We start from the raw sequence: 16,957 nt of genomic DNA, 5'->3' as shown, positions 1-16,957 counted from the left end.
TCTCGTCGCGCACCGCGCCGAACCTAGGATGGAACCCATGACGTCACCTGCGCTCGAGCTGCACACAGGCGCTCCGGCGGACGCGAACGCTGATGCGGTCGTGCTCGTCGTCGCCGGTCTCACGGACACCCCGGAAGACCTTTCCCCGTTCTCCTCCACCCATGCCGCGCTGACCGCGGTCGGCTTCACCGGGAAGGCGGGCGCCTATACGCGCATTCCCGCTCCCGAGGTCGCGGACGTGCCGGTCGCTGTCGTGAGTGCAGGGTCCGCCCCGGATGCGGACGCCGTGCGCGAGGCCGTCGGCGCCGCACTGCGCACGCTCACCGGGTTCGACCGCGTCTCGGTGCGACTCGGCGACGCCGTCGGCGGGTTCGCGACGGCCGCGGCCGAGGGCGCGCTGCTCGGCGGGTACCGCTTCGACGACTACCGCTCCGGCGAGCAGCCGAAGCGCGCGGGGACGATCGTGCTGCACGCGGAGCTCTCGCCCGAGGACGCCGCCCACGCGACGGCCCTCGCGGAGGCCGTCGCACTGACCAGGGATCTGGTCACCACCCCGGCCGAGTGGCTGGGGCCGGCGGATCTGGCGGAGCGCGCCGTTGCGGAGGTCGCCGGGCTCGATGTGACCGTCGAAGTGCTCGACGAGACCGCCCTCGCCGCCGGCGGCTTCGGCGGCATCCTCGGCGTCGGCCAAGGATCCGATCGCCCGCCGCGCCTCGTGCGGCTCGACTACTCCCCTGCCGACGCGACCGGGCACATCGCCCTCGTCGGCAAGGGCATCACCTTCGACACCGGAGGACTGTCGCTCAAGCCGCCGGCCAGCATGGTCGGCATGAAGACGGACATGGCAGGGGCAGCCAGCATCCTCGCCGCGACCAAGGCCGTCGCCGCCCTGGGCCTGCCGATGCGCATGACCGCCTGGCTGTGCATCGCAGACAACATGCCCTCCGGCTCGGCCATCCGCCCGGGCGACGTGCTGCGCTTCGCCGATGGGCAGACCGTCGAAGTGCTGAACACGGATGCGGAAGGGCGCCTGGTCCTCGCCGACGGCCTGGTCGCCGCGAGCCGGGAGAAGCCCGACGTCATCCTCGATGTCGCGACGCTGACCGGCGCGATCATCGTGGCCCTCGGCATGCGCCACACCGGCGTCTTCGGCGACGACGAGACCGTGCAGGAGGTCCTCGCTGCGGCGTCCGCCTCGGGTGAAGCCGCATGGCCGATGCCGCTTCCCGAGCACATGGAGGACGAGCTGAAATCGCCGATCGCCGACCTGGTGAACGCGAAGATCGGCGACCCGGCAGGCGGCTCGCTCTTCGCCGGCCTGTTCCTGCGCCGCATGGTCGGACGCACCTCCGACGAGGCAGATGCCCCGCGCATCCCGTGGGCCCACCTCGACATCGCCGGCTCCTCCGAGCACAAGGGAGCCCCGTACGGCTTCACCGACAAGGGCGCCACGGGCGCGATCGTGCGCACGCTGATCGCCTTCGCCGAGGCGCGCGCGAACGGAGCACGCGCATGACCACCCACACCTTCGACCTCGTGATCCTCGGTGGCGGCAGCGGCGGATACGCCGCGGCCCTCCGCGCCGCGGAGCTCGGCAAGTCCGTCGCCCTGATCGAGAAGGACAAGGTCGGCGGCACGTGCCTGCATCGCGGGTGCATCCCCACGAAGGCGCTGCTGCACTCCGCCGAGGTCGCCGAGAACGTCCGCGACGCGGCGAAGTACGGTGTCGGCGCCTCCTTCGAGGGGATCGATCCGGCCGGGGTCCGCGCCTATCGCGAGGGCATCGTCGCCAAGAAGTACAAGGGGCTCGAGGGTCTGGTCAAGGCGCGCGGCATCACCGTCGTCAGCGGCGAGGGCTCTCTGCGTCCGGACCGCTCGATCGCGGTCGGGGACGATGTGTACACCGGGTCCGATGTGATCCTCGCAACCGGCTCCTACAGCCGGTCCCTGCCGGGCCTCGAGATCGGCGGCCGCATCCTCACCAGTGAGCAGGCACTCGCGCTCGAAGAGGTGCCGCAGCGCGTCGTGATCCTCGGCGGCGGGGTGATCGGCGTCGAATTCGCGAGCGTCTGGCGCTCGTTCGGTGCCGAGGTGACGATCGTCGAGGCGCTCGAGCACCTCGCCCCGAACGAGGACATCGCCCTGAGCAAGGGACTCGAGCGCGCGTTCCGCCGACGCGGGATCGCCTACTCGCTGGGCGTGCGGTTCGCGAACGCGACGCAGACCGACGAGGCCGTCACGGTCACCCTGGAGAACGGCACCTCCTACGAGGCCGATTATCTGCTCGTCGCCGTCGGACGCGGCCCCGCGACGGCCGGACTCGGCTTCGAGGAGGCCGGCATCGCGATGGAGCGCGACTTCGTGCTCGCAGACGCAGAGCTGCGCACGAACGTGGACCACGTGTGGGCGGTCGGTGACATCGTGCCAGGGCTGCAGCTCGCGCACCGCGGCTTCCTTCAGGGCATCGCCGCCGCCGAGCGGATCGCGGGACTGAATCCTGCGGTCATCCCCGAGGCGCAGATCCCCCGCGTCACGTACTGCAGCCCGGAGGTCGCCTCGGTCGGCGTCACCGAGGCGGCCGCGATCGACGCGCTCGGCGCCGATGCGGTCGTCTCCTACGAGTACAACCTCGCCGGCAACGGCAAGAGCGAGATCATCGGCACGGGCGGACTCGTCAAGGTCGTGCGGCAGAAGGACGGCCCCGTCCTGGGCGTGCACCTGCTGGGCGACCGCGTCGGAGAGCTCATCACGGAGGGTCAGCTCGCGGTGAGCTGGGAGGCGCACCCCGAGGACATCGCCCCGCTGATCCACGCCCATCCGACGCAGAGCGAGGCTCTCGGCGAGGCGTTCCTCGCCCTTGCAGGCAAGCCACTTCACGCGATGTGAAACTTTTATTGCGCATCGTGGAAATCAATGCTGGGCTGAACCCCCTCATGCCCACTAAGCTGAACACCATCACGAACTTCCCTAAGGAGACTCCGTCATGAGCACACCCGTGGTCCTTCCCGCCCTCGGCGAAAGCGTCACCGAGGGCACTGTGACCCGTTGGCTCAAGCAGGTGGGCGACACCGTCCAGGCCGACGAGGGCCTGCTCGAGATCTCGACCGACAAGGTCGACACCGAGATCCCCTCGCCGATCAGCGGCGTGATCGAGGAGATCCTCGTCGGCGAGGACGACACCATCGCCGTCGGCGCCGTGCTCGCCCGTATCGGCAGCGGCGCTCCGGCCGCCCCGGCGCCCGCTGCCGCCCCGGCACCGGCTGCCGCAGCAGCACCGGCTCCCGCCGCTGCCCCGGCACCCGCTCCCGTTGCGGCGCCTGCACCCGCTGCGGCTCCGGCACCTGCTGCGGCTCCTGTCGCGGCACCGGCCGCCCCTGCGGCCGCAGAGGCCGGCTCCGACTCGGTGTACGTGACGCCGCTCGTGCGTCGTCTTGCGGCCGAGAAGGGCGTCGACCTGGCATCGATCGCCGGCACCGGCGTCGGCGGACGCATCCGCAAGGAGGACGTGCTGAACGCCTCTGCGGCCCCGGCCGCCCCCGCCGCGGCCGCCGCACCGGCGAAGGCTCGCGAGATCTCGCCGCTGCGCGGGACCACGCAGCCGATGTCGCGCCTGCGCAAGGTGCTCGCGGAGCGTGCCGTCGCGTCGATGCAGCAGACCGCTCAGCTGACCACCGTGGTCGAGGTCGACGTCACGAAGCTCGCCGCTTACCGCGACGAGGTCAAGGGCTCGTTCCAGCAGAAGACCGGCGACAAGCTGTCGTTCCTCCCCTTCTTCGCCCTGGCCGCCGCTGAGGCGCTGCAGGAGTTCCCGATCGTGAACGCCACCGTCGACGGCACCGACATCGTGTACCCGGCGGCGGAGAACATCTCCATCGCGGTGGACACCGAGCGCGGCCTCCTCACGCCGGTGCTGCGCGATGCCGGATCGAAGAACATCGCCCAGATCGCTCACGAGATCGCCGATCTCGCGGCGCGCACCCGCGACAACAAGCTGAAGCCCGACGAGCTGGCCGGCGGCACCTTCACGCTGACCAACACGGGCTCGCGCGGCGCGCTGTTCGACACCCCTGTGGTGTTCCTGCCGCAGTCCGCGATCCTCGGCACGGGCATCGTCGCGAAGCGCCCCGGCGTGATCACCGTCGACGGCCAGCAGGCCATCGCCGTGCGGTCCTACGTCTACCTCGCTCTGTCGTACGACCACCGCACGGTCGACGGCGCGGACGCCGCACGGTTCCTGTCGTCGATGAAGGCCCGCCTGGAGGCAGCGGACTTCGCCGCTCAGCTCGGCGCCTGACCACGGTCACGGGGCTCCGGTCCCCTCGGATGGCGGATTCGCGATGTCGTACACATCGCGGATCCGCCATTCGGCGTTCCGACGGATGATCACCACCATCTGCGCACCGTCGTCGGAGGAGTTCCGGATGGCGGCGATGTCACCGTAGTCCTCGATCAGCACCGGCGACCCGTCCACCGCGCGCAGTGGTCGGGCCCCGGCCGCGCCGCCGTCCCACACCTCCGCGCATTCCGGCTGCGGCCGTTCCTGGCAGCTCCTGGCCGCGGCGATCAGCTCTTCAGCAGCAGCCCGTGGATCGGACCGCGACGATGCACCCGGGGCCGGCGGGGCCGGCGTGCGCCCGGAGGCGCCCGGTGTCGCTCCCCCGTCGCCGGTCTCCGCAGGAGTGTCGACGCTCTCCGCAGGAGTCGGGACGGGTGGGTACGGCGATGCGCTCGCCGAGACCCACGTCGACGTCGAGCCGGGCGTGCCGTCGGCCGCGTCGGCGCTGCCGGTGCCGGACGGCCACAGTGCGCCGACCACCGCGATGACGGCAGCCGCGGACACCGCGACGAGGACAGGGCCCTTCCATCGCTTGCGCCCGATCGACCGCTCCGACGGTGCTGCAACGCCGCGCGAGCGCTCATGCGCCCGGCCCCGGATGGACGCCCGGCGTCCGACCCGCTCCCCCATATGTGCCCGCGCATCGCGCAGACGTCGAATCACCGTCGACACGGAGACGGGCGCGGACGCACCAGGTCCTCGCTCGCCTCCGAGCCGTCGGGTCAGCGCGGCGCCCCGACGTTCCCGTGCTGCAGGCGCCCGGCGCCCGCCCGACCGAGCGGCGCCGCGCAGCTCTCTCCGCAGCGGCCGATGCTCGCCCTCGCGCAGATCTGCCCGCGACAGGGCCCTCCCCGGGATGCCTTCGCCCGGGGCCTCGACGCTCGGATCGGCGGCGCCGTCGACATCCAGGCGCAGCGGGCGCGGCGCGGCGATCTCGAGCAGTTCGCGCTCCCAACGCGCGGCCTCGGCGCGCAGGCGGCGCGGCTCATCCAAGGCGTCGCCGAGGCGCGTCAGGACGCGGCGCAGCGCTCGGTCCTCGACCCGCGCCTCCAGATCGCGCAGCAGTCGTTCCCCGGTCTCGCGCGGCGTTCCGCCGGCGTCCAGCGCGTCCGTCGATCCGATCGCGAACAGCGGGCGCGCCTCATCGGTGAGCCACCAGCCGCCGTACAGCGCCACGTCGGCGTCGCGGTCCGCGCCGGCATCGGCCCGCGCCACGTCGGCGGGGTCGTCCTGTTCGCCCTCCAGCTCGAGCACGCCGCGCAGCACGCTGACCGCGAGGGTCACCGCTTCGCCGTGCGCGAGCCCGCCCGCGTCCGTCGCCTGCGCGAGATGGGCACGCACGGTACGCACGCACCATGGCAGCAGCACATCCTGCCCGTCCGTGCTCAGCGCGAGGTCGAGCGGCGCGGCGACGTGCTCGGCGCCGGCGAACGCCCATCCGGCCCAGCCGCGCAACTGCGCCGCATCGACCCGCACGGCCATGCCGTTCCCGCGCGTGACGAGTTCGCCGTCGAACGGACCCTCGCCGTCTGCGAGTGCGCGGACGGCACGATGCGCGCCCGTCACGGCGATGCTCCTGCTTCGTTCCGTCATCCGGCCATCCCAGCGCTCCCGCATCGGCCGTGCGGGGTCCTTCGCGCAATCGGTGCACTATCGGGGTCGCGATCGTCCTGTGCAGGACGAATCTGTTCGCCCAGCGCGTGTCCATCAGGGCCGTCACGGGTCCGCGGAATCGGTAGGCTGGAGGGTATGGCAAAAAGTCCCTCCGCGACGGAGAAGCAGCCCGGCTTCTTCTCGCAGCTGCGCTCGCTCTTCCGCTTCACCCGGGAGATCTACCCGTGGCTGCCCTGGGCGCAGATCGCGCTCCTGGTCGCCGGCGTCCTCATCGGCCTGATCGTCGGCTACGTCATCCCGCCGTTCCAGATCTGGAGCCTCATCCTGTGGGGCATCACCGGCCTGCTGCTGGGCGTGCTGGGTGCGATGTTCCTGATGACGCGCCTCTCCACGACCGCGATGTACCGCAAGATCGACGGCATGCCCGGCGCCGCCGGACATGTCATCAGCACGTCGCTGGGTCGCAGCTGGCAGGGATCCGAGATCCCGGTCGGCGTGAACCCGAAGTCGCAGGACGCCGTGTACCGCGCGATCGGCCGCGGTGGCATCGTGGTGGTCGCCGAAGGCTCTCGCGGGCGCCTCACCAAGCTCGTCAAGGATGAGAAGACCAAGGCCATGCGGGTGGCGCAGGGCGTGCCCGTGAACGTGTTCTACGTCGGTCACGGCGAGGACGAGGTCTCGATCGACAAGCTCTCGAAGACCATCAAGAAGCTCCCGAAGGCCATCGACAACGCGACCATGGCCGCCGTCATCAAGCGCATGGAGTCGGTCTCCCAGTCCGTGGCCTCGCTGCCGATCCCCAAGGGCATCGATCCGCTCAAGTCGCGCGCACCGCGTCCGCGCTGATCCCCCGAACGCCACGAGCGCCCGGTCCCCCACGGGGCCGGGCGCTCGTCGTCCGTGGCGCGGATCCGCTCAGGCGGAGGTATCCGGCATGTGCTCCTTCGGGAGCTTGCGGACCTTGGCGCGACGGCGACGGCGCTCCGGGATCATCGAGCGCATCTCGTCGAGCTTGCCGAAGCACAGCAGCCGGTCCTCGTCCTCGAGCACGACGTGCTTGCGCGGGTTCGGGATCACCGTGACGCCGCGGTGCAGGGTGAGGACGGTGATGTCGCGGTCCCACAGGCCCAGCTCGCCGAGCTGCTTGCCGACCTGCTCCGCGCCGGCGTGGATGACGAGCTCGGCCACACCGTATCCGGTGGAGACGCTCAGACGCTGACGCACGTCGATCTCGGGGAAGTTCACCTGGTTCGCGATGAAGTCGATGATCGCGCCGGCCACGTCCAGGCCCGTGGCCGCCTCGATGCCCTGCAGCCCCGGTGAGGAGTTCACCTCCATGACCAGAGGCCCGTCCTCGCCTTCGAGCATGTCGACCCCCGCAACCCGGAGGCCCATGATCTGCGCGGCGCGCACGGCGGTCTGCTCGTAGACGGGGTCGAGCTGCACCGCCTCCACGGTGCCACCACGATGCACGTTGGAGCGGAACTCGTCGCCGTTCGCGACGCGCCGCATCGCCGCGACCACGCGATCGCCGACCACGAGCGCGCGGATGTCCCTGCCACGGCTCTCCGAGATGAACTTCTGGATCAGGACGTTCTGCTTGGTGGAGTGCAGCGTCTCGATGATCGCCTCGGCGACCTTGACCTGAGGCGCGAGGATGACGCCGATCCCCTGCGTGCCCTCGAGCAGCTTGATGACAACGGGAGCCCCGCCGACCCGCTCGATCGCCGGACGCACGTCGGCACGGTTGCGCACGAATGCCGTGGGCGGCATGGCGATGTTGTGCCGGGACAGGATCTGGTTCGCGCGGAGCTTGTCGCGTGCGCTCGAGATGCCGTTCGCGGTGTTCGGCGTGTAGACGTCCATCTGCTCGAACTGACGGACCACGGCCGTGCCGAAATAGGTGATCGAGTTGCCGATGCGCGGCAGGATCGCGTCGTAGTCGCTCAGCCGTCGTCCGCGGAAATGCAGATCCGGTTCATCGGCGGTGAGGTCGATCGCGAAGCGCAGGGTGTTCAGAACCTTGATCTGATGTCCGCGCTGCGTTGCGGCGGCGCGGAGGCGCTGGGTGGAGTAAGACTGCGGGGCGCGCGAGAGCACGGCGAGCTTCACGGTGATTTCCTGCCAGGATGTGTGTTGTGGACCGACCTACTCATTCAAGCACCCTTATCGGGTGGCGGGAGTGGGTGTCCCTCCCCGACGTCGGGATCCCCTGGATCAAGGCGAAGGTGGACACCGGAGCGCGCAGCTCCTCGCTGCACGCGCAGCACATCCGCGAGTTCGAGCGCGACGGCGTCCCGTGGGTGCGCTTCGACGTGCGCCCGTGGCAGGGAGCGCACGAACTCGTCCCCGTGGAGCTGCCGGTGTTCGACCGCCGCGATGTGCGGTCGTCCTCCGGGCATGCCCAGAGCCGTCTGGTCGTGCTGCTGGACATGGTGCTGGTGGGGCGGCGCGTGACCGCCGAGGTCACCCTGAGCAACCGCAGCGAGATGGGGTTCCGGATGCTGATCGGCCGAGAGGCGCTTCGCCAGGGCTTCACGATCGAGCCTGCGCGCTCCTTCCTCGGGGGCAAGGCCCCGAAGACGTTCCGCCGCCTCAACCGCGGCCACACCGCCGCCTGAGCCTCCTACAGGGCCTTGCGCATCTGCTGCGTGATCACCTCGTAGCCCGCGGATCCGTAGAGCGCGATCGCTGTGCGGTTGCCACCGAAGACGTTCAGCTCGAGCGCCTGCGCGCCGTGCGCCAGCGCCTCGGCCTCGACCGCGTTCAGCAGGGCACGCCCGAGGCCCTCACCGCGGCGTTCCTCGAGCACCTCGATGTCGTAGAGGAAGGCCACGCCGGGGGCGCCCCTCGGGTGATCCAGCGCGATCCAGGCCCGCCCGATCGGCGCGCCCGCTTCATCGACGCCGCGCAGCACCAGCATGCGCTCCGTGTCAGCGCCGTCGGGCAGCAGCTCGGCGTTCTCCGTCCTGGCACGCTCGACCGCGCCGGCGGATGCCCAGCGCCCGGAATGCACCTGTTCCTGCGCGTACTCGTTCGCGAGTTCGTCGAGCCAGAGCTCGCACTCGGCGGCGGTCATGCGGCGCACGGTCACGGCAGGCATGCCCGCATCCTCGCATGTCCTCGGGTCCCGCGGAGGATCAGGCCCGGATGAGCACCGTGCCGACGGCCTTGTCGTGCAGCCCGCGCTGGTCGGCGTCGAAGATCACCGCCGGGATGACGAAGACGAGCAGCAGCGTGCGCACGATCGGGCGCCAGAGACCCACCCAGGCGCCGTTCGCCATGACCAGGCGCAGACCCACGATGCGGTGCCCCGGGCTGCCGCCGATGGTGGGGATGAACACGATCTGGAGCACCGCGAACACGATCATCGGCGCGAACTGCGTGATGCCCGCCTCCTTGGGGAACGCGAACTGCTGGAACCCGAGGAACGCACTGGCGATGATCGACGCCGCCGCGTAGTCGATCGCGAGAGCCGCGATGCGCCGGCCGATCCGTCCGACGCTGCCGGTGCCGGTCTTGGGGAGGCCGAGGCGTTCGCCGGGGTAGGTCTGGGCGGTGTCGGACATCCCTCCAGCCTAGGCGAGACGCGATCCCGGATCCGTCCTCAGGACGCCGGCGAGGCAGCGCCGACCCGTAACACGCCGGAAACATTCCAGACACGACCGCGTCATCCCCTGCTCGTAACCTGCTTGCAGGTCGCTCGACCGCACCCGTTCCTCCAGGAGTTGATGCATGTTCACCACCCCCGCCGACGTGCTCGCGTACATCCGCGACAACGACGTCAAGTTCCTCGACATCCGCTTCACCGACCTGCCCGGTGTGCAGCAGCACTTCAACATCCCCGCCGCGACGGTCGACGAGGACTTCTTCGCCAACGGCCAGCTGTTCGACGGCTCCTCGATCCGCGGCTTCGCGTCGATCCACGAGTCCGACATGCAGCTCATCCCCGACGTGACCACGGCGTACGTCGACCCCTTCCGCGAGGCCAGCACGCTCGTCATGGTCTTCGACATCTACAACCCGCGCACGGGCGAGATCTACAGCAAGGACCCGCGCCAGGTCGCGAAGAAGGCCGAGAAGTACCTCGCCTCGACCGGCATCGCCGACACCGCCTACTTCGCCCCCGAGGCCGAGTTCTACATCTTCGACGACGTGCGCTACTCGGTCTCCGCGGGCGAGAGCTTCTACAAGGTCGACTCCGAGGAGGCCGCGTGGAACAGCGGTCGTGAGGAGGAGGGCGGCAACCTCGGCAACAAGACGCCCTTCAAGGGCGGCTACTTCCCCGTGGCGCCGGTCGACAAGACCGCCGACCTGCGCGACGACATGACGCTGAACCTGATCGACTCGGGCTTCCACCTGGAGCGTTCGCACCACGAGGTCGGCACCGCCGGTCAGCAGGAGATCAACTACCGCTTCGACACGATGGTGCACGCGGCCGACGACATCCTGAAGTTCAAGTACATCATCAAGAACACCGCCGAGGAGTGGGGCAAGACGGTCACGTTCATGCCGAAGCCGCTGTTCGGCGACAACGGATCCGGCATGCACACCCACCAGTCGCTCTGGCTGGACGGCAAGCCGCTGTTCTTCGACGAGAACGGCTACGGCCAGCTCAGCGACACCGCCCGGTGGTACATCGGCGGCCTCCTCAAGCACGCGCACGCGGTGCTCGCCTTCACCAACCCGACCCTGAACAGCTACCACCGTCTGGTGAAGCACTTCGAGGCGCCGGTCAACCTGGCCTACTCCGCCGGCAACCGCTCGGCCGCGATCCGCATCCCGCTCACGGGCTCCAACCCGAAGGCCAAGCGCATCGAGTTCCGCGTTCCGGACGCCTCGGGCAACCCGTACCTCGCCTTCGCCGCGCAGCTCATGGCGGGCCTGGACGGCATCCGCAACCGCATCGAGCCGCTCGAGCCGATCGACAAGGACCTCTACGAGCTCCCCCCGGAGGAGGCCAAGAACATCCCGCAGGTGCCGAACTCCCTGCTGGACTCGCTCGAGGCGCTCCGCGCCGACCACGCCTTCCTGCTCGAGGGCGGCGTGTTCACCGAGGAGCTCATCGAGACCTGGATCTCCTACAAGTACAACAACGAGATCCTGCCGATGGCCCAGCGCCCGCACCCGTACGAGTACGAGCTCTACTTCGGCGTCTGAGCCCGCAGAGTCTTGGGAGGAAGCCCGTCACGGCATGCCGTGACGGGCTTCCTCCGTGCACGGACGGACGCGCCGCTCGACGGCCTCGACGCGCGAACTCATCTTCGGGCGCCCGGAGGCCGTCTCCGTCGCCCGAACCCTGAAGCGGATCCTGCTGACGATCCTGGTCGTCATCGAAGCGGCCACGATCGTGGGCCTGCACGTCCTCTCGGGATTCCCCGCCGCGGATGCGAGAACGGCCGACGAGCGGGCCTAGGCGTCCGGCTCTCCCGCCGAAGCCCCCGACAGCACTTGCGCAGAGTTCCGAGCCGCGAGTCCGGGGAACGGCTCGCTCCACTCATGAACGCCCGCACCGACCTCGGCCGCGAAGCCCGACGGGAGAGAGACCTCCGCGGTCACACCCTCGGGAATCGCCGCCACCACCCGCAGCACGCCGTCATCCAGGCTCCACCCGGTCGCGATCCTTCCGTGGCGCGAGTCGAGCGCGGTCTCGGCGAAGGTCAGCCCGGTCGCGGGAGGCCGCGGCGCGATGCGCACGCGGGAGTGGCCCGGCGCAGCGGGCGCAAGACCCGCGACGACACGATGCAGCCAGGTCGCGACCGCACCGAACGCGTAGTGGTTGAAGCTCGTCATCTCACCCGGATTGATGGATCCGTCCGGCAGCATCGAGTCCCATCGCTCCCATACCGTCGTCGCACCCATCGTCACCGGGTACAGCCATGAGGGGCACTTCTCCTGCAGCAGCAGTCGATACGCGGTCTCCAGGTGGCCCGCCTCCGACAGCGCCGTGAGGATGAACGGCGTTCCGGCGAAACCCGTCGTAATCACATGCCCGGCCTCCGCCACGAGTTCCGCCAGCCGGTCGCCCGCGGCGGCGCGGTCGGCCCCGTCCACCAGCCCGAAGACGATCGCAAGCGCGTACACGGTCGGCGCATCGCTGTGGATCCGGCCATCGCTCACCCAGTGGTCGACGAAGGACTCCCCGATGCGCGTCGCCAAGGCGTCGAACTCCGCCGCGTCATCGTTCCGGCCGAGGACGCGCGCGGCATCGCGCGCGATCACGACGGAACGGTGCACGCACGCGGTCGCGACGACGGCGGGATCCGCCTTCGCCATGTACGGCGCGTCCGGCGGCGCCGTCGGATCCAGCCAGTCGCCGAGCTGGAAGCCGCCTTCCAGCAGGCCCCGCGGAGACAGCGCTGCACCCACACGGCGGACGTGGCCTGCCATCGAGACGTACTGGTCCGCGAGCACGCTCGCATCTCCGTAGGCCTCATACATCGCCCAGGGCACCCAACACGCCGCATCGTTCCAGAGTGCGATGACGAGGCTCGACCCCACGGCCGCGGCCATCGCGCCGATCTCCTCGTACTTCAGGTTGTCCGGCACGACGATGGGGATGCGGCCGTCGGCGTGCTCCTGCTCGACGGCGAGATCGCGCAGCCAGTCGGCGAGGAACGCCTCCGTGTCGTAGAGATAGACCGCGGTCTCCGCGAAGGCGGCGAGGTCGCCCGTCCACCCCAGCCGCTCATCCCGCTGCGGGCAGTCGGTGGGCACGTCCACGAAGTTGCCGCGCATGCCCCAGACGACGTTCTCGTGCAGGCGGTTCAGGAGCGGATGCGAGCTGGAGAAGGTTCCGGTTCGGATCAGATCGGATCCGATCACGACCGCCCGGAGCGCCACGAAGAGGTCGTCATCGGCCCCGGACCATCCGGAGACCTCCGCGTACCGGAATCCGTGGAACGTGAGCGTGGGTTCGAAGACGTCGTCGGCGCCGGATAGCACGAAGACGTCGGTCGCGCGCGCCCGACGCAGCGGCCGGGTGCCCAGCTCCTCCTCGTCGAGCACCTCGGCGTGGCGTACGGTGATCTCCTGGCCCGCGATCCCGCGCACAGACAGCCGGGTCCATCCGACGAGATTCTGCCCGAAGTCCGCGAGCAGAGCGCCTGCCGGCGACCGCCAGACCCGGATCGGCACGATCTCCTCCTGGCGGCGTACCGGCGCAGAGGTGTACGCGGTGAGGCGGGCGGCATCGAAGGGCACGACCCTCACTCCGCCCTCTTCGTGCACCGGAGCCGCGGTGAAGCGGTCCCCCATCTCGACGCGGCGATCGATCCGCTGCCCGTCGTAGAGGTCATCGGCGGTCGTCTCGGTGGGCAGCGAGGTCCAGGTCTCATCGGTCCCGACCGTCTGGACGTGACCGTCCGCGAACAGGATCCGCAGTTCGACGAGCGCAGCGCGCTCCGCGCCGTACACCTCGCTGCTGCCGTCCCATCCGAGATGCCCGGAGTACCAGCCCGATCCGATGACCGCCTCGATCACCGCCCGGTCCTCCGTCAGCTCGGCGATCAGGGGTGTCGCATCCCACTGCGCGTACCGCAGCCGCCACTCGTAGCTGCTCCAGCCCGGCGTCAGCAGGTCGGTCGAGACGAGCATGCCGTTCACCCGCACCTCGCACACGCCGAGCGCGGTCGCGAGCACCTCGGCACGCAGCACCGCTCCGTGTTCCCTGTCGAGCTCGAACACCCGGCGGACGGAGGGGGCGCCACCGATCGGCCGGTCAGGCGTGATCATGAGGGCGGTGGGTGGGGTGGTCATGTGCTGTCCTTCTGTGGGTCGTTCGACGCGTCCGACGGAGGTCGGTGCAGGGCGGGTCATCAGTGCTGGTCGATCCACTGGACGATCCGGCGAAGGCCGTCCTGGGCGCCTGGCGTCCCCGGTTGGGCCAGATAGCCATGAAAGGTCTCCGGCACGGTCTCGTAACTGGTCTCGACGCCGGCCGCGCGCAGCGTCACCGCGAACGCCGCCGACGATGCCCGCAGTTCGTCGGACTCCGCGTCCATCACGAACGTGGGCGGCATGCGGTCCACGGGGCCGAGCGCCGGGAAGGCGACCGGATCGTCGTGATATCGGACGCCCGCCCAGTTGAGGTTCAGAAGGCTGACCATGCGCGGGGTGAAACGGAACGGCGGAGGCGTGCTCTCGAGGGCCGCCACGAGATCGTCCGGAAGCGGGGGCAGGACGAAGTGCAGCAGGGGGTACGCAGCGACCAGGGTCGTCGGCGGCTGCTCCCCCGCGGCGACGAGTCGCCGCACCACGCCCGTGGCGAGATTCGCGCCCGCGCTCGCACCTCCCAGGTGCAGCCTCTCCTGCATCGTTCCCCATCGATCGACATGGGCATGCACCCACTGCCAGGCGGCGAGCACGTCGTCGGAGAGGACAGGGAAGCGCGTGCGCCCGCGCGCCTTGCGGTAGTCGACCGATGCGACCGCGATCCCGCGCGCCGCGATCGACATCGCGACGGCGTGCGCCTCCGGGGAGTCGAGCGTGCCGAACATCCAGGCGCCGCCGTGCACCCAGACGAAGCCCGCTCCCGGCTCCGCGTCGTCCCGACGGTAGAGGCGCACCGGGATCGGCCCGCGCGGACCCGGCACCGCGACGTCCTCCGTGATCACCGCCCCGAGTTCCGGATCCAGGGCGATGAGTTCTTCGCTGGTCGTGCTCTCCTCCGGCATGAACCGGGCTGCGGTGCGCAGCAGCATCCGTGCGAGCAGCTGGTTCGCCACGGTGGGACGCAGCGGAGGCCGGAGCCCGCTCATCGCACCCGCCGGATCGGGAAGACGAGCAGCGCGGCCACCACCACGATGATGATCGCTACGATCCAGAGCGCCGTGTAGCCGCCCGTCACCGCGACGACCACACCCGCGAGCAGCGGGCCGAGCGCCTGTCCGAGGTTGCCGCCCAGCGTGCTGACCCCGAGATCGCGGGCGGCGGCATCGCGGTCCGGCAGCAGGTCGATGAACATGGCCTGGTCCACCGTCAGGAACGTGCCGACCCCCACCCCCGCAACGACCCCCTGGATGAACAGGGCGGGCAGGGTCGGACTGAGCAGCGGTATGAGCATCGACCCGGCGATCAGGAACGTCGCGCCGATGACGAACGGCTTGCGGCGCCCGACCCGGTCCGACCACCACCCGGCGACGAGCAGCGCGACCACGGTGCCGGGGATCCCCGCCATTGCGAGCAAGGGCGAGATCTGCGCGGCCTCGGCGGCAGAGAGCCCCGGCCGGATGTAGCTCTGCAGCATGTAGATGCCGAACGCGCCGGACACTCCGCCGCCGAACAGCAGCGCGACCTTCGCGATCCACAGCCAACGGAAGTCCCGGTCCCTGAGCGCGACCGTGAACGAGGCCAGCACCTGTCTGAGAGTCATCGGGGGTACGACGAGGTCCCGTGAGGATCGATCCCGAGCGAGCAGGACGAAGAGCACGGTGAACACGATCACGGCCACGACGAAGGGGAAGTACGCATCGAGACCGATGATCGCGAACAGGGCTCCTGCCACGATCGAGCCGATCGCCCCACCGATGAGCGAGGAGAACCCGGACAACGCCGACATCGACCCGCGCTGTCCGGACGGCACCCTGTCGGCCACCGTCGCATTCAGCGGCCCCGATGCGAGGTTCAATCCCAGCTGGGCGACGGAATAGGTCACCAGCAGCAGCCCGATCGTCGGTGAGAACCGCATCGCCACGAGCAGCGCGGCTCCGATCACCGCGCCCGCGATGATCCAGGGAGCACGCCGTCCCCAGCGCGAGCGCGTGCGATCCGAGAGGATGCCTGCAATGGGCTGGATGAGCATGGTCAGGATCGACGACACGACAGCGATCGATGACAGGCCGAGCGCCCGTGCCGATTCGAACTCGGCGAGCAGACCGAGCAGGCGGCCCTGGTCCGCGGTAGGAACCGTGCTCCCTGCATCCACCGCGTACTTGAGGGCGGTGAGGGACTGCAGATCCACGCCCGCGTCCGCGCCGGTGAAGAACTGTCCGAACTCGATCTGCTGCACATGCAGCGGAAGCAGGATGCCGCCCACCGCACCCCAGATCGCCGCGATCGACAGCCCGGCCATCAGATAGCTCACGCGATAGCGGCGGAAGTGCGCCCCGCGCCGGTACAGCGCCGAAGTCCCCGGCGCGGGAGCGGGATCCGGCGTGTCGGGGTTGCCGGGGACGAGCGTCGGGTCGGGGTTGCCGGGGACGAGCGTCGGGTCGGCGTTGACCATGGTGGCTCCAGGGGATCGTGCGAGCTCGATCGGCTCGGCTGGCGACGACACTAACAGAAAACCATCCAGTTGGGTGGTTTTTCTTCCATGACCCGGATCCGCTGAGGTAGCCTCGAATCCGTGACCACCGATCCCTCCCCCGCTCCACGGCGCTATCCGAAGGGCGAGGCGCGTCGTGTGGCCATCCTGGAGGCCGCCCTCGAGGTGTTCGCGACCGCGGGCTACCGCACCGGCGGCCTGCGCGAGGTCGCCGCGAAGGCGGGGCTCACCCACGCCGGCGTGCGGCACTACTTCCCGACCAAGCTCGACCTCCTGCATGCGGTGCTGGGCTGGCGGGACGAGCAGGCGATCCGGCAGATGTCGTCATCGGAGGATCCCCTCGAAGTGCTGCGGCACTGGATCGAGGCGGCCCGTTACAACCAGGGCGCACAGCGGATGGTCGAGCTCCAGGTGACGCTCGCAGCCGAGGCCACTTCTCCCGACCATCCGCTGCACGAGTACCTGCGGGAGCGCTACGAGTTCGCCGTCGCCTTCCTCCGCGACACCTTCACCGCGCTGCAGGCACGTGGCGACGTGGTGGCGGGTGTGGATCCGGAATCCGCCGCGCGCACGCTCATCGCCCTGACGGACGGCGTCCAGACCCAGTGGCTGCTGAACCGGGACGGCGTGGACATGGTCGCGCTCGTGCGCGAGGAGATCCAGCGCTTCCTGACGGTCGAGATCTGAGGCACGACCGCTGCGCCTGCCCCGAGCGGCCCGAGGTCCGCCAGCGGCGATCAGGC

General features: G+C 70.0%; 15 protein-coding genes. 8 read left to right on the top strand and 7 right to left on the bottom strand.

Annotated features, from left to right (window positions below):
* Positions 1–37: 37 nt before the first annotated feature.
* The 3 genes from LXM50_RS04125 (at position 38) to sucB (ending at position 4,294) form a co-directional block, all read left to right on the top strand.
* Positions 38–1,516 carry a leucyl aminopeptidase gene (locus LXM50_RS04125; RefSeq protein WP_233309997.1) on the top strand — a complete coding sequence of 493 codons (1,479 nt, stop codon included), beginning with the start codon at positions 38–40 and terminating at the stop codon, positions 1,514–1,516.
* Positions 1,513–2,886, top strand: a complete 1,374-nt coding sequence (gene lpdA / locus LXM50_RS04120; RefSeq protein WP_233309996.1) for a dihydrolipoyl dehydrogenase — start codon at positions 1,513–1,515, stop codon at positions 2,884–2,886. The genes LXM50_RS04125 and lpdA overlap by 4 nt, the downstream gene beginning before the upstream one ends.
* A 97-nt stretch (positions 2,887–2,983) precedes the next feature.
* Entirely contained in the window at positions 2,984–4,294 is a 1,311-nt protein-coding gene (gene sucB / locus LXM50_RS04115) for a 2-oxoglutarate dehydrogenase, E2 component, dihydrolipoamide succinyltransferase (RefSeq protein ID WP_233309995.1), read from the top strand.
* Between the two features lie 6 nt (positions 4,295–4,300).
* Here sucB and LXM50_RS04110 read toward each other — a convergent pair whose 3' ends face one another.
* Complete coding sequence (locus tag LXM50_RS04110; protein ID WP_233309994.1) at positions 4,301–5,929, bottom strand: hypothetical protein; 1,629 nt, start codon at positions 5,927–5,929, stop codon at positions 4,301–4,303.
* Between the two features lie 156 nt (positions 5,930–6,085).
* Between LXM50_RS04110 and LXM50_RS04105 the strand changes: the two genes are divergently transcribed.
* Positions 6,086–6,796 (top strand): DUF4191 domain-containing protein, encoded by a 711-nt coding sequence (locus tag LXM50_RS04105; RefSeq protein ID WP_233309993.1) that lies wholly within the window; start codon positions 6,086–6,088, stop codon positions 6,794–6,796.
* 69 nt (positions 6,797–6,865) lie between these two features.
* Here LXM50_RS04105 and LXM50_RS04100 read toward each other — a convergent pair whose 3' ends face one another.
* Complete coding sequence (locus LXM50_RS04100; protein ID WP_233309992.1) at positions 6,866–8,062, bottom strand: RimK family alpha-L-glutamate ligase; 1,197 nt, start codon at positions 8,060–8,062, stop codon at positions 6,866–6,868.
* A 17-nt stretch (positions 8,063–8,079) separates the two neighbouring features.
* On the opposite strand from LXM50_RS04100, the gene LXM50_RS04095 reads away from it, so the two are divergent.
* The gene (locus LXM50_RS04095; protein ID WP_267920543.1) at positions 8,080–8,571 is read left to right on the top strand and encodes a RimK/LysX family protein; all 492 of its coding nucleotides are present in this window, start codon (positions 8,080–8,082) and stop codon (positions 8,569–8,571) included.
* Positions 8,572–8,576: 5 nt separating this feature from the next.
* Here the strand turns inward: LXM50_RS04095 and LXM50_RS04090 are convergent, their stop codons facing one another.
* Positions 8,577–9,053, bottom strand: a complete 477-nt coding sequence (locus tag LXM50_RS04090) for a GNAT family N-acetyltransferase (protein WP_233309990.1) — start codon at positions 9,051–9,053, stop codon at positions 8,577–8,579.
* 37 nt (positions 9,054–9,090) lie between these two features.
* Positions 9,091–9,519 carry an RDD family protein gene (locus tag LXM50_RS04085; protein ID WP_233309989.1) on the bottom strand — a complete coding sequence of 143 codons (429 nt, stop codon included), beginning with the start codon at positions 9,517–9,519 and terminating at the stop codon, positions 9,091–9,093.
* A 166-nt stretch (positions 9,520–9,685) separates the two neighbouring features.
* Here LXM50_RS04085 and glnA point away from each other — a divergent pair, with 166 nt between their 5' ends.
* Positions 9,686–11,110 (top strand): type I glutamate--ammonia ligase, encoded by a 1,425-nt coding sequence (glnA, locus tag LXM50_RS04080; RefSeq protein WP_233309988.1) that lies wholly within the window; start codon positions 9,686–9,688, stop codon positions 11,108–11,110.
* A 55-nt stretch (positions 11,111–11,165) separates the two neighbouring features.
* Complete coding sequence (locus LXM50_RS04075; protein ID WP_233309987.1) at positions 11,166–11,366, top strand: hypothetical protein; 201 nt, start codon at positions 11,166–11,168, stop codon at positions 11,364–11,366.
* Here the strand turns inward: LXM50_RS04075 and LXM50_RS04070 are convergent.
* Genes LXM50_RS04070 through LXM50_RS04060 form a run of 3 tightly spaced genes read right to left on the bottom strand, consistent with a single transcriptional unit; the run spans position 11,363 to position 16,175 of the window.
* Entirely contained in the window at positions 11,363–13,708 is a 2,346-nt protein-coding gene (locus LXM50_RS04070; protein WP_233309986.1) for an alpha-L-rhamnosidase, read from the bottom strand. The two genes, LXM50_RS04075 and LXM50_RS04070, sit on opposite strands and share 4 nt — an antisense overlap.
* 59 nt (positions 13,709–13,767) lie before the next feature.
* A complete protein-coding gene (locus tag LXM50_RS04065; RefSeq protein ID WP_233309985.1) occupies positions 13,768–14,709 on the bottom strand; it encodes an alpha/beta hydrolase in 942 nt (313 codons plus the stop codon).
* Positions 14,706–16,175, bottom strand: a complete 1,470-nt coding sequence (locus tag LXM50_RS04060; protein WP_233309984.1) for an MFS transporter — start codon at positions 16,173–16,175, stop codon at positions 14,706–14,708. The genes LXM50_RS04065 and LXM50_RS04060 overlap by 4 nt, the downstream gene beginning before the upstream one ends.
* A 120-nt stretch (positions 16,176–16,295) precedes the next feature.
* On the opposite strand from LXM50_RS04060, the gene LXM50_RS04055 reads away from it, so the two are divergent.
* Positions 16,296–16,901, top strand: a complete 606-nt coding sequence (locus tag LXM50_RS04055; protein ID WP_233309983.1) for a TetR/AcrR family transcriptional regulator — start codon at positions 16,296–16,298, stop codon at positions 16,899–16,901.
* The last annotated feature ends 56 nt before the right edge of the window (positions 16,902–16,957 follow it).

The organism is Microbacterium sp. Au-Mic1 (assembly GCF_021341785.1).
In the GTDB taxonomy this organism is placed as follows: domain Bacteria; phylum Actinomycetota; class Actinomycetes; order Actinomycetales; family Microbacteriaceae; genus Microbacterium.
Note: the sequence above shows the minus strand (reverse complement) of the source record. Positions and strands in the feature narration are given on the sequence as shown.

What these genes read in the sequence shown, in the direction of transcription:
- LXM50_RS04110 (WP_233309994.1), bottom strand. Translation starts at nt 5,929, where the DNA reads ATGACGGAACGAAGCAGGAGCATCGCCGTGACGGGCGCGCATCGTGCC.
- lpdA (WP_233309996.1), top strand. Translation starts at nt 1,513, where the DNA reads ATGACCACCCACACCTTCGACCTCGTGATCCTCGGTGGCGGCAGCGGC.
- LXM50_RS04085 (WP_233309989.1), bottom strand. Translation starts at nt 9,519, where the DNA reads ATGTCCGACACCGCCCAGACCTACCCCGGCGAACGCCTCGGCCTCCCC.
- LXM50_RS04090 (WP_233309990.1), bottom strand. Translation starts at nt 9,053, where the DNA reads ATGCCTGCCGTGACCGTGCGCCGCATGACCGCCGCCGAGTGCGAGCTC.
- LXM50_RS04125 (WP_233309997.1), top strand. Translation starts at nt 38, where the DNA reads ATGACGTCACCTGCGCTCGAGCTGCACACAGGCGCTCCGGCGGACGCG.
- LXM50_RS04065 (WP_233309985.1), bottom strand. Translation starts at nt 14,709, where the DNA reads ATGAGCGGGCTCCGGCCTCCGCTGCGTCCCACCGTGGCGAACCAGCTG.
- LXM50_RS04070 (WP_233309986.1), bottom strand. Translation starts at nt 13,708, where the DNA reads ATGACCACCCCACCCACCGCCCTCATGATCACGCCTGACCGGCCGATC.
- LXM50_RS04060 (WP_233309984.1), bottom strand. Translation starts at nt 16,175, where the DNA reads ATGGTCAACGCCGACCCGACGCTCGTCCCCGGCAACCCCGACCCGACG.
- glnA (WP_233309988.1), top strand. Translation starts at nt 9,686, where the DNA reads ATGTTCACCACCCCCGCCGACGTGCTCGCGTACATCCGCGACAACGAC.
- LXM50_RS04095 (WP_267920543.1), top strand. Translation starts at nt 8,080, where the DNA reads ATGTGTGTTGTGGACCGACCTACTCATTCAAGCACCCTTATCGGGTGG.
- LXM50_RS04105 (WP_233309993.1), top strand. Translation starts at nt 6,086, where the DNA reads ATGGCAAAAAGTCCCTCCGCGACGGAGAAGCAGCCCGGCTTCTTCTCG.
- sucB (WP_233309995.1), top strand. Translation starts at nt 2,984, where the DNA reads ATGAGCACACCCGTGGTCCTTCCCGCCCTCGGCGAAAGCGTCACCGAG.